The following is a 14,147-nucleotide window of genomic DNA, read 5'->3' as shown; positions in this document are numbered from 1 at the left end:
GTCAACCGGCGCGATTCTGTCATACCGCACCAAGGGCGTCGCGCTCAGAACCCACAAGCACGAACGAGCGCGAAATATTCCTCGAAGACGTCGGGATGCGCGGCCACGACGAGCCGCTCGTCGGGGGCGCCGTCCCGTCCGCTGAGCACGAGTCCTGCCTCGCGCGCGATGAGGCCGCCGGCCGCCAGATCCCAGGGCTTGAGACCCTGCTCGACGTAGGCGTCGATCCGGCCGTCCGCGAGCGCGACGAGATCGAGTGACGCGGCACCGATGCGACGGATGTCACGTACCTTCGGTAGCAGCCGCACGACGGCCCGGGCCTGCTGCTCGCGAACGTCCGCGGCGTAGCTGAATCCGGTGGCGACGAGCATCTGGTCGATGGTGGCCGGCGGCGGACCCTGGAGGGTGATCCGCTCGTCACCGTCCCAGCGCCACGCGCCTTCGCCGGCGAGCGCGGCGTACTCCTCGCCGGTGGCGATGTTGATGACGTAGCCGAGCGCCACCTCGCCTCCACCGGTCCTGGCCGCGATCGACACCGCGTAGACCGGGATGCCGTAGACGAAGTTGACGGTGCCGTCGATCGGGTCGACGATCCACTGCACGCCGCTCGTGCCGACGATCTCCTCGCCCTCCTCGCCGAGGAAGCCGTCGCCTGGACGCGCCTCGAGAATGCGCGCGCGGATGAGCTGCTCGGACGCTTCGTCGATCGCTGTGACGACGTCCGTGGGCGTCGACTTCGTCGCGGCGACACCGACGCGCCCCGCGGGTCGGCGAGCTCGGACGAGTGCGGCGGCCTCGCGGCCCACGGTCCGGGCGAGGTCGAGCAGATCCCGGCTCACGGCAGCACCGGAAGGTCGGCGCGGGCGTTGACGCAGCACTGCGCAGGGCAGTGGTCAGGCCAGGGACCGAGGTCGCCGAGTGCGGGACGCTCGGGCTGCTCCCCTCGCTCGCTCGCCGCGCGCTCGAGAACGAGTTCACGGACCAGCGTGACGAACTGCGGATGCACACCGGGGGTGGCGACCCGCACGAACTCCAGGCCGAGGTCTCGGGCCGTCTGCGCCGCTTCGGTATCGAGGTCGTAGATGACCTCCATGTGGTCGGAGATGAAGCCGATCGGCACGACCGCCACCGAACGGACGCCGCGGCCGGCGAGCTCCTCGAGGTGGTCGTTGATGTCGGGTTCCAGCCACGGGATGTGCGGCGCACCCGAGCGCGAGCAGAAGGCCAACGACCACGCGTCGTGCCCGAGCTCGCCGGCCACCATGCGAGCGACCGACTCGTGCTGCCGCAGGTAGGCCTGCGCGCCCGGTCCACCGCTCGCGTCGTTCATCGCGTCGGGGATCGAGTGGGTGACGAAGACCACGTGCGTGCCGTCGGGGGCCGCGGCGAGCGCGTCCCGTGTCTGCTCGACGAACGGGCCGACGAACCCGGGATGGTTGTAGTAGTGCCGCAGCTTCGCGAGCTCGACGGGAAGATCGAGCTCGGCCTCATAGAGGTTCTCGCGGTACTGCCGGCAGCCGGAGTACGAGGAGTAGGCACTCGTGACGAAGCACACGGCGCGACGGACGCCGTCGGCCGCCATGGCCTCCGTCGTCTCGCGCAGATACGGATCCCAGTTGCGGTTGCCCCAGTAGACCGGCAGATTCAGGCCGTGCTCGGCGAAGTCCGACTCGATAGCGGCGATGAGCGCCCGGTTCTGATCGTTGATCGGCGACTTCCCCCCGAAGCCGAAGTAGTGCTCGCCCACCTCGACGAGACGTTCGCGCGGGATGCCGCGGCCGCGGGTGACGTTCTCGAGGAACGGCACCACGTCATCGGGTTTCTCCGGGCCGCCGAAGGACACGAGTAACAGGGCGTCGAAGGGGCGAGGATCCATGGCCACAGTCTCTCACTCGCGCCCAGTCGGCCGCTCGGAGCCGCCGCCCACCCGAGGATGCACGACGAGGTCATCCCTCGGGATGAGAAGCGGCCCGAAGAACGGCCCCCTACGCCGATGCCCGGTAGGGGTGCGTCGGCCGAGACTCGCAGCATGGAACTTCAGCACGCCTCCCCTGTCCCGGTCCTCACCGCGACCGCACTGGTCAAGCGGTACGGACCCACCACGGCCCTCGACGGTGCGAATCTCACGGTGCACCGCGGTGAGGCGGTCGCCGTGATGGGTGCCTCGGGTTCGGGCAAGACGACCCTGCTGCACTGCATCGCTGCCGTCATCGCCCCCGACAGCGGGTCCGTGCGGCTTGCCGTGGACGGCCAGGAGACCGAGCTCGCCGCGCTCGACGAGGAGGCACGGTCACAGCTGCGCCGGACGCGGTTCGGCTTCGTCTTCCAGAACGGGATGCTGCTGCCCGAGCTCACCGCGGTGGAGAACGTCGGGCTGCCGCTCATGGTCAACGGGCAGCCGCGACGTGCGGCGGAAGCCGCCGCGGGACCATGGCTCGCCGCGATGGGCTTGGCCGGGATGGAGCAGCGACGGATCGGTCAGCTCAGCGGCGGCCAGGCGCAACGCGTGGCGATCGCCCGCGCGCAGGTCACCGGCGCTCCGGTCGTGTTCGCCGACGAGCCGACCGGAGCCTTGGATTCGGCGACGTCCGACGACGTCATGAACGCCTTGCTCTACGCCACGAAGGGACAAGGGCGCAGCCTCGTCGTCGTGACACATGACCCCCGGGTCGCACAGCGCTGTGACCGCGTCCTCCACATGAGCGACGGGCGCATCGTTCGCGAGGAGGAGCCGGCCCGATGAGCACCACCACGCTCCCGTCGGCTTCGACTCCGCCTCTGTCCGGTCTGCGCCGGTTGGCCGCCCTCACCCTGCTACTGGCCCGGCCCAGCCGCCAGGGTCGCGCCGCCGTGGTGCTCCCGCTCGCGGCGTTCGCGGTCACGACCGCTTTGCTCCTCACAGTGGTGGGCGGCACGCTGATGTTCGCTAACGACCCACGCGCCCAGGTCGAGGACCTCGGTGGCATGTACCTGTACATGAGCCTCGTAGCGCTCCTGCTCCTCGCGGTCCCGACACTGTCACTCGGCGCCTCCGCAGCACGGCTGTCCGCGCGACGTCGCGACGACCGGCTCGCCACGCTGCGCCTCCTCGGTGCGTCGAGCCGTGACGTCAGCCTGATCACTGTCTTTGAGGCCACCACGATCGCGGTGGCCGGAAGCCTTGTCGGGACGATGCTCTACGGACTCCTGCTGCCGTTGCTCGGTCAGTTGCGCTTCTTCGATGAGCGCATCGGTGCCGGTGCGGTCTGGGCCGGCTGGACGACGGTCGTCGGCGTGCTCATCGCCGTCGCACTGATGGCCACCATGAGCGCCGTGCTCGGCCTGCGCCGGGTCCGTCTCACCCCGCTCGGCGTCCGGACCCGCGCCGACGCGCCCCGTCGACCGCTCCGCTGGGCGCTCATCGGCATCGGCGTCATCCTGCTCGGAGCCGCTGGCATCTCCCAGTTGCGACTGATCGGCGGCGCCGTGGGGATGGCCGTGATGATCGTCTTCGTGTTCGTCGTGTTCGGCTTTGGGCTGGCCATGCTCAACCTCATCGGCCCGCCGATCGTCGCCGCGAGAGGGCGCGCGATGGCCCGTCGTGCGAAGTCTCCCTCCCACCTCATCGCCGGGAAGCAGCTGGCCGAGCACAGCGGCCCGGCCTGGCGGCGCGTGTCGGCACTCGCCATGATCGCCTTCATCGCGGTGGTCGGCGGTGTCGGCATGTCGCTCGCCTCCGCCCTGTCGGACGGCGACGACGTCGACCGCGCCGGCCAGCTGATCGCCGCCGACTTGACGACGGGTGTGCTGCTGACGCTGGCGATCGCGTTCGTCATGCTGGCCTGTTCGGTTGGCGTGACGCAGGCAGCAGCGATTCTCGATGACGCACAGCTCATCGTCGGACTCGATCGTCTCGGCATGCCCGTGACGATGCTCGAGCGCTCACGTCGCATCGCGGTGATGGTGCCGATGCGGATGGCGGCGCTCGGCGGTGCCGCCGCAGGTGCCGTGTTGACCTTGCCGCTCATGGGGATAGCGGTGTTCGTCGCACCGATGTCGATCCTCGTCGTAGTCAGCACGTTCATCGTCGGTTTCGCGCTCGTCGGCCTCGCGTTCTGGGCGACTCGCCCCGTCGTGACCGCAGTGCGGGCACGACCGGACCGGGTGGGCTGACGCTCCGCGTCACGATCGAGGTCTACGCTTCAGGCGATGCTCACGACCTACCGCGCGGTACTGCAGACTCCCGGTGCCGTTGCGTTCTCGCTCGCCGCCACCCTCGGTCGGCTGCCGCTGTCGATGGCTGGGCTGGGCATCGTCCTGCTCGTCGTGGAGCGGACCGGTTCGTACGCGCAAGCCGGCCTGGTCGCCGCCGGATACATCCTGGCCGCCGCCGTCGCCGCACCTGTCCAAGGTCGGGTGGCCGACCGATGGGGACAGGCGCCGGTGCTCGTCGCTGCGAGCGTACTGTTCGCCGCTGGGGTCGGCTTGGTCCTCGCGACCGCCGGCGGCCCGACCGGGCTGGCCATCCTGTGCGCGGCCATCGCGGGCCTCGGCGCTCCGCAGACCGGCAACATGGCGCGCCGTCGCTGGTCTCACCTGCTCGCCGCCGACCGTTCGCGCCTGACGACGGCGTTCGCGCTCGAGGCCGTGCTCGACGAGGCGGTCTTCATCGTGGGACCGGTGCTGGTCACCTTCTTGACGATCTCGGTCGCGGAGCCCGCGGGTTTGCTCGTCGCGGCCGCCTGCTCGTGCGCGGGAAGCTGGGGCCTGGCCGTGCACCGCTCCTCTGCGCCTCCGGCGCACCGCGGGCCGCGCGGATCGTCCGAGCCCTTGCCGATCGGTCTCCTCGCGGTCGTCGTGGTCGCGGCCGCGTGCATGGGCGTGCTCTTCGGGTCGACGGAAGTCCTCGTCGTCGCGTTCACCGACGCCCACGGTCGACCCGGCCTTGCGGGTCTCGTGCTGGCCTTATGGGCGGTCGGCAGCCTGGCGGCGGGGGTGCTCGTGGGTGCGCTCCCGGCTCCGGCATCGCCGCTGCGCCGGCTGAGGGCCACGACCGCGATCCTGGGCCTGCTCTTCCTTCCACTGCCGTGGGCACCGAACGTCGCACTGCTCGCCGCGGGAATGCTCATCACCGGCTTCATGGTCGCGCCGACACTCATCGCGGCGACGACCCTCGTCGAGGCCACGATTTCGCCGGCACGGCTCACCGAGGCGCTGATGTGGACCGGGGCCGGGCTATCGGTGGGGGTGGCGCCGGGGGCGTCGCTCTCGGGTCTCGTCGTCGACCACGTGAACGCGTCGGCCGGATTCGTCGTACCGTGCGTCGCCGCGTTCGCCGCCTCAGCGATCGCCGTCGCGTACCGCCGCCCCTTGCCGAGCGCGCACGCGGCGGGGTGAAACACGCGCGGCGACGTCCCACGAGGATCGCGCCGCCGAGACTAGGATCGACACCAGGTCGAACTGCAGCGTCCGGAGGCAATGATGCGTGATCTCGCCCTGGTGGGCCCGAGTGAGGACGGCCGGTACCTCATCACTCGTGATCCCGCTTCGGGCGCCCGGTTCCGGCTTCGCGTCGACCGACGCCTCGCCACCACGGTCGAGCGCTCGACCCGTGACAGCCACCGCTCCCCCGGCCAGTTGGAGATCCCCATGGAGAGTTCCCTCAGCCCTCGCGACATCCAGACGCGCATCCGCCGCGGCGAGAGCGTCGAGCAGGTGGCCGAGGCCGCGGGCACCTCGGTCGAACAGATCCTGGGCTTCGCTACACCCGTGATCGCCGAGCGCGAGCACATGGTCGACCAGGCACGCAGCACATCCGTGCGTCGCAAGCACGTGAGTGGCACCCCGGTCGCGCTCGGGGCCCTCGTCGACGAGGCGCTCGTAGGCCGCGGCGTCACGCCCGAAGATGCCGCCTGGGACGCCTGGCGCCGCGAGGACGGCCGGTGGACGGTGCAGGTCGTACTCCCCGACGGACAGGCCGCGAACTTCTGCTTCGATCACAAGAGCCGCTACGTCCTCGCCGACGATCCGACCGCCCGCGACCTCGTCGGCGACCTCGCCTCCGAGGACTCGCTCGACATGGCGATTGCCGATGCCGTCCGGGGTAGCGACGACGTCGCCGCCGAAGACGTCGAGGACACCGAGAAGATCGTCGTGGACCACGCGCCGGTGCACTCCCTCAAGGAGGCCCGCGACCGCCGAGCGCTCGGTCAGTTCGAGGTCGAGGAGCCGGCGGCCGAGAGCACCGATGACGAGCCCGCTCCCGCACCGCGCAAGAAGAACGCGCGACGCAGCGTCCCCAGCTGGGACGAGATCATGTTCGGCGGCAAACGCGGCGACTGAGCCTTCACCCCTGGTGGTCGAGTAGCCAGCGAGCTCTGCGAGCAGGACCCCGCACCCTCGCTGGTCGAGTAGCCAGCGAGCTCTGCGAGCAGGACGCCGCACCCTCGCTGGTCGAGTAGCCAGCGAGCTCTGCGAGCAGGCGTATCGAGACCACACCTCACGCAACGCCGTCTCGATACAGCCTCCGCAGAGCTCCGGCCTACTCGACCACCTCTACACGCTCGACGGCTGCTAGTCGAACGGCAGAACGTCCGGTGACAGTGCGGCGGCCTGGGCACGGGCCGCTGTCACGCGGCGCCGATGGTGACGACGACACAGCACCTCGTAGCCCACCGCCGGAGTGCGCTCGCCGTCCTGCTCCACGTCGCCGACGACGATGACATCGCCCTCGGTGACCATCTCGCCGTTGACGGTGCGAGCGTTGTGCGTCGCTCGCGCCCCGCACCAGCAGAGCGACTCGACCTGCAACGGCATGACGCGGTCGGCCAGCTCGACGAGCCGTGCCGAGCCGGGGAAGAGCCGGGTGCGAAAGTCCGTGAGGATGCCGAAGCAGAACACGTCGATCGCGAGTTCGTCGGCGATCCTGGCCAACTCGTCGACTTGCGTCGGCGAGTAGAACTGCGCCTCGTCGCACACGAGATAGTCGATCTGCGCCCCCCGCGTGAGCTCGTCGACGACATAGGACCAGAACGACAGTCCTTCGTCGACCTCGACCGCGCTGGCCGAGAGCCCCAGGCGACTCGAGAGAGTCGCCTCACCGGCCCGGTCGTGGGAGGTGAAGATCCGGCCGCGCCGACCCCGCGCACGGTGGTTGTGGTCGACCTGCAGGGCCAGCGTGCTCTTGCCGGAGTCCATCGTCCCTGAGTAGAAGAGCAGTTCAGCCGCCACGGTGTTCCTTTCCGATCACGGCGCGATCAGGACCGGGATGCGCATCTCGGCGTCGGTCACCGATCCGTGGAATCCGCGCAAGGAGAGTTCGACCGAGAAGTCCCGTGAGGAGAACACGGCGAAGTCGTCGAGCGAGGCCACCAGCACGTCACCGAAGCGCGGCCGGACGGCGGGATCGAGCGGCCCGAACCACTCTTCCGCCTCCTCGCGCAGCGTGACGACGACCTGGTCGCCGAGGCGCTCCTTCCACCGCAGTGCGACGTCCTGCTCGGCGCCGGTGCGGGTGTAGAGGTGACGGAAGCGTGCCTCCCCGGCGAGCACGGTCACGTCGTCACGCAGGTCGGGATGCTCATCGACGTCGAACCGGCCGTCGGGGCCGATGTCCACCATGCCGTGGTCGGCGGTGACGAGCATGACGACATCCTGCGGGAGCGCCGAGCGCAGGTGCTCGAGTTCGCGATCGATCGTCTGCAGCATCTCGCGCCACTCCTGCGAATCGACGCCCTTGCCGTGCCCGGTGTGGTCGAGCCGCGACTCGTACGCGTAGACGACCGTTCGGTGCGGGCCTTCGCTGGCCTCGACGACGGCGTCCAGACGCTCCCAGACCGAATCGACACCGACGAACGGCACTCCACGCTGACTGCAACGGGTCAGCCCGCTGTCGGCGAACCGACGGTCGTTGACCACCGTGGCGGCGATCCCGTCGTCGGCGAGTCGGGCCAACACGGTGCGGTGGGGCTGCCAGGTCTCCGGATCGACGTCGGCCTTCCACGAGAGCGTGTTGAGCACCGTGGTGGTGCCGGGTATCCGGCAGGTGTAGCCGGGCATGCCGTGCATGCCGGGGCGTAGCCCGGTGCCCAGTGACGTCAGGCTGACCGAAGTCGTGGACGGCACCGTCGATACGACGCCGTCGATGGACTGTTGGGAGGCCAGCCACGGCGCGAGCTGGGCGTGGTCGCGCAGCAGCATCTCGCCGAGTCCGTCGACCACGACGACCACATAGCCCCGTGCGGGGGGAAGCTCCAGCGGCGCATCGAGCGCCTCGGCGCCGAGCGCCAGACCGACCGAACCGAAGATGTTCCAGATGCCGGCCCGGCTCATCGGGCCGCCGGCTGCTGCTGGGACGTGGCGGCGGAGAGCTGCCGAGCGAGGTCGAGCAGCCGCTCGACCGCGGCACCACCGTCGGCGGCGGTGCTCAGCCGGAGCGTGAAGTCGTCCCCGGTGATGCTGCCCGAGTAACCGTGGTCGGCCTCGCACTGCGGGTCGTCGCAACGGGCCGGATCGAGCTCGACCCGGGAGATCGCCCCCCACGAGATGGTGAGAACGGCCTCCTCCAACTGCTGCGAGTGCGTCGCCACCATGCGCGTCACCAGTACTGAGGAGACCCGGGCGATCGGCACGGCTTCGGAGGTGGTGGAGGTGTAGGGGCGGGGCAGCAGATCGTCACCGGGGTGTTCGTCGGTGTGCGTGGCGATGACGCGCGTCGGCGTCAGCGTCAGCACCGTCATGTGCCGCCGGATCTCGTCGCGTTCGAACGTGGGCTCGTGGTGCACCACGAACGCGCGGACCGGCTCGCCCGCCACGGCATCGCGGATACCGGCTGCGACGATCTCCGGGTAGTACCCCGCACGGGAAATCTCCGCGAACAGCTCGTCGGATCGATCGAGGTGGGAAGTCACCGGTTCAGGGTATCGCCCGACAACACCGGCCTGCTGAGCCGACGCACATACCACTCGCCACGGCGGTCGTTCGACGGTACGACTTTGGCCCGGGCGCTCAGGGCGTAGAACCCGCCCGGGGTGGCGTAGACCGGCTCGAGGTCGAGCTCGGCGACCTCCGGCAGGTCGTCCTTGAGCGCGGCGATGCGCAAGATGACGTCGCGCAGACCGTCGACGTCCACGGCGGGCGAACCGCGATAGCCGAACAGCATCGGGGCCGCGCGGACGCCGCGCACCATCTGCTCGGCGTCGACGTCGGTGAGCGGCGGGATGCCGTAGGTGCGATCGTCGAGCAGCTCACTCGGCGCGCCGGCCAGGCCGAACGACACGAGCGGGCCGAACAGCGGATCCTCGACCGCCTTGAACGACACGGGCACTCCCTCGGGCGCGGAGCGCTGCACGAAGAACGTCGTGTCCTCCCCCACGCCGCTCCACGTGGTCATGCTGTCCCACGCCTCGGTCATGTCCTGCGCGTCGTGAATACCGCGCCACACGTGGGCGAGATCGGGGCGAGCGCGCAGGCGTTCGCTGCCGGCCTTGAGCACCACGTCCCAGCCGAGGCTCTCCCCCGCAGCGATGGCCTCGTCGCGGTTGTGCACGATGATCCAGGTCCACAGATCGATGCCGTAGCAGGACAGCAGGAAGTGCACCTGCTCCGTGGACAGCACGGCACCGCGCGGAGCGAGCTCGAGCACGCTGCGAATGAGTGTCTTGGCGTCGCCGGTGCGGTACTGCTCGGAGTCGTGATACGTGCCGTGGTCGCGCGATGCCCACTCCGCGTAATTGACGGCGCGGGCCAGGGCGCGCACGGCCGCCTCCGGTGAGGCGTAGGACGGCACCGAACCACGCCCGGCCGAACCGCCCTGCAGATCCGGGACGCGCAGCAGCACCGGGATGCCCTTGCTGGCCAGGAACGTCGAGACGATCGGCTTGTCGGACTGCTCACCGATGGCCGCCAGCACGTTGGCGACGTCCTCGCCGCCGGTGTTGATCGGCGGCGTGTAGACGGCCACGAGCGCGTCGACGTCCGAGCGCACGAGCGCCGCCTCGAGGGCGACCTCGAACTCCTCGGCCCCGGCGTTTGCCCCCAGCGAGATCGGCGGCGCGACCTGGAGACCCTGCGATTTGGCGGCGTCCGTGACGATCAGCGCCACCGCGTCGGAGTTGCCGACCACGGCGATGCGGTTGCCGCGTGGCAGCGGCTGGTGGGCCAGGAGCTGAGCCACGTCGAACATCTCGTCGAGGGTGTCGACCTGGATCACGCCGGCCTGGCTGAACATCGCGTCGACGGCCTTCTGCGGTGCCGAGGTGCGCTTGACCCGGTGGCCGACGGGAACGCCCTGCGTCGAACGGCCCGACTTGACCGCGACGATCGGCTTCTGCTCCGAGACCCGCCGGGCGATCCGCGAGAACTTGCGTGGGTTGCCGATGGACTCCAGGTACAGCAGCACGACCTCGGTGGCCTCGTCGTTCTGCCAGTACTGGAGGAGGTCATTGCCCGAGACGTCGGCGCGGTTGCCGGCCGAGACGAAGGTCGACAAGCCGAGTCCACGCCGCGAGACGGTTTCGAGGATCGCCGACCCGAGAGCTCCGGACTGGCAGAAGAACCCCGCCCGGCCTTGGGGAGGCATGGTGGGCGACAGCGAGGCGTTGAGCTGCACCTCCGGAGCGGTGTTGATGACGCCCAGGCAGTTGGGGCCGATGAGCCGCAAGCCGTGCGTGCGGCACAGGTGCAGCAATTCCTCCTGGCGCTTGCGTCCCTCGGGGCCCTCCTCGGCGAAGCCGGCGGAGATGACGACCAGGCCGTGGACGCCCTTCGCCGCGCAGTCCAGGACGACGTCGTTGACGGACTCTGCAGGAACGGCCACGATCGCGACCTCGACCTCACCGGGAATGTCCTGGACCGTCCGGTAAGCCGGCAGGCCCGAGACCGAGTCGGCCAACGGGTTGACGGCGTAGACCGTGCCGTTGTAGTCGCCCAGCACGAGGTTGCGGACCATCGTCTGACCGATCGAGGACTGGCGGCGACTCGCCCCGACGACCGCGATGCTGGACGCATCGAAGATGCGCTCGATCGAGGCGGCCTCGGCGCGTTGCTCGCGAGCCCGCATCACGCCCAGCGCCGACTGCGTGGGATCGATGCGGAAGCGCAACTGCTGTACGCCGCCCTCGAGCTGTCCGGAGATGGTGTAGCCCATTTCGCGGAACACCTGCATCATCCGGATGTTCTCGGGCAGAACCTCGGCAGTGAACTCGTGGATCCCCCGTTCACGTCCCGCTTGCGCGAGGTGCTCCAGCAGGAGCTGGCCGATGCCGCGCCCCTGGTGCGCGTCCTCGACGAGGAAGGCGACCTCGGCCTCGGTCGGGCTCGTGGCGTCGTAACGGCCGACCGCGATGATCTCGTCGTGTTGGGTGACGACGAAGGCGACCCGCCGGTCGTGGTCGACCTCGGTGAACCGCTTGATGTCGCGCTGCGAGAGGCGCGGGTACGGTGCGAAGAACCGAAAGTACTTGGACTCGGCGGACACCCTGTCGTAGAACTCGACGAACTTGAGGGCGTCGTCGGGGACGATGGGGCGAATCTGCGCGACCCTGCCGTCCTTGAGCAGAACGTCGGCCTCCCAGGCGTCCACGGGGTCCACGTCGTTCACGCCACCAACCTAGCGGGTCGGGCGGCGTGGCGGTGCGAGCCTCGCCCGCGACGTCGGGGAGAATAGGACGTCGTTCCCGATTGAGGAGAGGATGCATGGCTGCCCGCAAAGCCGCCCCGCCCGCACCGCCGGAGGACTTCGACGAACACATCGTCGATACCAACGTCAGTGACGAGATGCGCTCGAGCTTCCTCGAGTACGCGTACTCGGTGATCTACTCCCGGGCGCTCCCTGACGCCCGCGACGGCCTCAAACCCGTGCAGCGGCGGATCCTCTACACGATGGAGGACATGGGCCTGCGGCACGACCGCGGCCACGTCAAGAGCGCGCGCCCGGTCGGAGACGTCATGGGCCGCTTCCACCCGCACGGCGACAGCGCCATCTACGACGCACTGGTGCGCATGGTGCAGCCGTGGTCGCTGCGTCTGCCGCTGCTGGACGGGCACGGCAACTTCGGCTCGCAGGACGATCCTCCCGCTGCCATGCGCTACACCGAGTGCCGCATGGACACGCCCGCCGAGGCGATGACCGAGTCGATCGACGAGGACACCGTCGACTTCCGGGCGAACTACGACGGACGCGAGATGGAGCCGGCGGTGCTGCCGGCCGCGTTCCCGAACCTGCTGGTCAACGGCGCCACCGGCATCGCCGTCGGCATGGCGACCAACCTGCCGCCGCACAACCTCGTCGAGGTGGTCCAAGCGCTGCGACACCTCATCGACCACCCGAACGCCTCGCTCGACGACCTCATGCGCTTCGTCCCCGGCCCGGATCTGCCGACCGGCGGCAAGATCGTCGGGCTCGACGGCATCCGCGATGCCTACGAGAGCGGCAACGGCTCGTTCCGCATGCGCGCCACGGCCAGGATCGAGTCCGTCACGCCGCGCCGCAAGGGCATCGTGGTGACCGAACTGCCCTTCAACGTCGGGCCCGAGAAGGTCATCGAGGCGATCAAGAAGTACGTGCAGAACAAGAAGCTGCAGGGCATCTCCGACATCAAGAACCTCACCGACCGCCACAAGGGCCTGCACCTGGTCATCGAACTCAAGAACGGCTTCGTTCCCGAGGCGGTCCTCGAGCAGCTGTACAAGCTGACGCCGATGGAGTCGTCGTTCGGGATCAACGCCGTGGCCCTCGTCGACGGCCAGCCGCGCACCCTCGGACTGCGCGAACTGCTGCAGGTCTATCTCGAACACCGCATCGACGTCGTGCGCCGCCGCAGCGCGTACCGGCGCAAGAAGGCCGCCGACCGATTGCATCTGGTCGACGGTCTCCTCGTCGCCATCCTCGACATCGACGAGGTCATCCAGCTCATCCGCTCCAGCGACAACCGTGGCGAGGCACGCGAGCGGCTTCGCGCCGTCTTCGATCTCAGCGAGCCGCAGGCCGACTACATTCTCGACCTCCAGCTCGGGCGGCTCACCAAGTTCTCCCGCCTGGAACTGGAGAAGGAAGCCGAGGAGCTGCGGCGGCGCATCGAGGAACTCGACCGCATCCTGTCCGACGAGTCGGCGCTGCGCGCCCTCGTGGGCGACGAACTCGCCGAGGTCGCCGAGCGGTTCGGGACACCGCGCCGCACGGTGCTGCTCGAGTCGGCCGGCCAGCAGGTCAGCGCTGCGAAGCTGTCGGTCGAGGTGGCCGACGACCCGTGCTGGGTGCTGTTGTCCGCCACCGGACTCTTGGCGCGCACGAGCGACGCCGCCCCGCTCGGTCCGGTCGGACGCCGGGGCAAGCACGACGTCATCGTCAGCTCGGTCGGCTCGACGGCTCGAGGCCAGATCGGTGTGGTCTTCGACGACGGGACGGTCCATCGCCTCGACGTTCTCGACCTCCCCGCGTTGCCGCCGACGGCCGATGCTCCGCACATCCAGGGCGGGATTCCGCTGAGCGAGCTGCTGGCCGTCGATGCCCGTCCGCTGGCCTTGATGAGCTTCGATGAGGACGTCCCGGGCCTTGCACTCGGTACACGTCAGGGCGTGGTCAAGCGGGTGCGCCCCGATCACCTGACCAACCGCGACAGCTGGGAGATCATCCGGCTCGAGGACGACGACCGGCTCGTGGGGGCCGTCGCCTTGGCCACCGGCGAGGAGGAACTCGCGTTCGTCACCTCCGATGCACAGTTGCTCCGGTTCTCGGCCTCGCTCGTGCGGGCCCAAGGCCGCACCGGCGGTGGCGTCACCGGCATCAAGCTCACCGCGGGTGCCCACGTGATCGCCTTCGGAGCGGTCGGCGACGTCGACGCCGCGCACATCGTGACGATCGCCGGTCACGGCGATGCCCTCCCCGGCACGCAGAACGGGTCGGTCAAGGTGAGCCCGCTGGGCATCTACCCGGCCAAGGGCCGCGCCACGGGCGGAGTGCGGTGTCAGCGTCTGCTGGCCGGCGAAGACCGGCTCATTGGCGCCTGGGTCGGCGACGGCGAACCCCAGGCGTGCGCGACCAGCGGCTCGCCGGTCGAGCTACCGGCACCTTCGGAACGCCGTGACGGTTCGGGCCAAGCCGTCGCCCAACCCATCCTCGCGGTGGCGTCACCGGTCTCGGTGGCGCTGCGAGCCGTGTCACACTGAGC

Annotated in this window: 11 protein-coding genes; 5 read left to right on the top strand and 6 right to left on the bottom strand. The window is 69.7% G+C overall.

The window, feature by feature from the left end; genetic code table 11:
* Nucleotides 1-44: 44 nt before the first annotated feature.
* Nucleotides 45-839 carry an inositol monophosphatase family protein gene (locus D9V41_RS12170; RefSeq protein ID WP_121794848.1) on the bottom strand — a complete coding sequence of 265 codons (795 nt, stop codon included), beginning with the start codon at nucleotides 837-839 and terminating at the stop codon, nucleotides 45-47.
* On the bottom strand, nucleotides 836-1,876 hold the full coding sequence (locus D9V41_RS12165) for a ferrochelatase (RefSeq protein WP_121794847.1): 1,041 nt from the start codon (nucleotides 1,874-1,876) through the stop codon (nucleotides 836-838). Before D9V41_RS12165 ends, D9V41_RS12170 begins: the two co-directional genes overlap by 4 nt.
* Before the next feature lie 153 nt (nucleotides 1,877-2,029).
* On the opposite strand from D9V41_RS12165, the gene D9V41_RS12160 reads away from it, so the two are divergent.
* From D9V41_RS12160 to sepH, 4 genes are all read left to right on the top strand, one after another.
* Nucleotides 2,030-2,743 carry an ABC transporter ATP-binding protein gene (locus D9V41_RS12160; RefSeq protein WP_121794846.1) on the top strand — a complete coding sequence of 238 codons (714 nt, stop codon included), beginning with the start codon at nucleotides 2,030-2,032 and terminating at the stop codon, nucleotides 2,741-2,743.
* Complete coding sequence (locus tag D9V41_RS12155) at nucleotides 2,740-4,152, top strand: FtsX-like permease family protein (protein ID WP_121794845.1); 1,413 nt, start codon at nucleotides 2,740-2,742, stop codon at nucleotides 4,150-4,152. The genes D9V41_RS12160 and D9V41_RS12155 overlap by 4 nt, the downstream gene beginning before the upstream one ends.
* A gap of 36 nt (nucleotides 4,153-4,188) precedes the next feature.
* On the top strand, nucleotides 4,189-5,376 hold the full coding sequence (locus D9V41_RS12150; protein WP_121794844.1) for an MFS transporter: 1,188 nt from the start codon (nucleotides 4,189-4,191) through the stop codon (nucleotides 5,374-5,376).
* A gap of 84 nt (nucleotides 5,377-5,460) precedes the next feature.
* Nucleotides 5,461-6,321: a septation protein SepH gene (gene sepH / locus D9V41_RS12145; protein WP_166376024.1), complete on the top strand. Its 861-nt coding sequence runs from the start codon at nucleotides 5,461-5,463 to the stop codon at nucleotides 6,319-6,321.
* Between the two features lie 231 nt (nucleotides 6,322-6,552).
* Here the strand turns inward: sepH and D9V41_RS12140 are convergent, their stop codons facing one another.
* The 4 genes from D9V41_RS12140 to D9V41_RS12125 are packed head-to-tail and all read right to left on the bottom strand — an operon-like array spanning nucleotide 6,553 to nucleotide 11,578.
* Entirely contained in the window at nucleotides 6,553-7,209 is a 657-nt protein-coding gene (locus D9V41_RS12140; RefSeq protein WP_279432348.1) for a thymidine kinase, read from the bottom strand.
* 15 nt (nucleotides 7,210-7,224) lie between these two features.
* A complete protein-coding gene (locus D9V41_RS12135; protein WP_121794842.1) occupies nucleotides 7,225-8,310 on the bottom strand; it encodes an alkaline phosphatase family protein in 1,086 nt (361 codons plus the stop codon).
* Nucleotides 8,307-8,888, bottom strand: coding sequence for a DUF5998 family protein (locus D9V41_RS12130; protein ID WP_121794841.1), 582 nt, complete (start codon nucleotides 8,886-8,888; stop codon nucleotides 8,307-8,309). Before D9V41_RS12130 ends, D9V41_RS12135 begins: the two co-directional genes overlap by 4 nt.
* Nucleotides 8,885-11,578: a bifunctional acetate--CoA ligase family protein/GNAT family N-acetyltransferase gene (locus D9V41_RS12125; protein WP_121794840.1), complete on the bottom strand. Its 2,694-nt coding sequence runs from the start codon at nucleotides 11,576-11,578 to the stop codon at nucleotides 8,885-8,887. The genes D9V41_RS12130 and D9V41_RS12125 overlap by 4 nt, the downstream gene beginning before the upstream one ends.
* A gap of 95 nt (nucleotides 11,579-11,673) precedes the next feature.
* On the opposite strand from D9V41_RS12125, the gene D9V41_RS12120 reads away from it, so the two are divergent.
* Nucleotides 11,674-14,145: a DNA gyrase/topoisomerase IV subunit A gene (locus D9V41_RS12120; protein ID WP_121794839.1), complete on the top strand. Its 2,472-nt coding sequence runs from the start codon at nucleotides 11,674-11,676 to the stop codon at nucleotides 14,143-14,145.
* Nucleotides 14,146-14,147 lie beyond the last annotated feature (2 nt).

It is taken from the genome of Aeromicrobium phragmitis, from assembly GCF_003674095.1.
In the GTDB taxonomy this organism is placed as follows: domain Bacteria; phylum Actinomycetota; class Actinomycetes; order Propionibacteriales; family Nocardioidaceae; genus Aeromicrobium; species Aeromicrobium phragmitis.
This window is presented reverse-complemented; position numbering and strand designations above follow the sequence as displayed.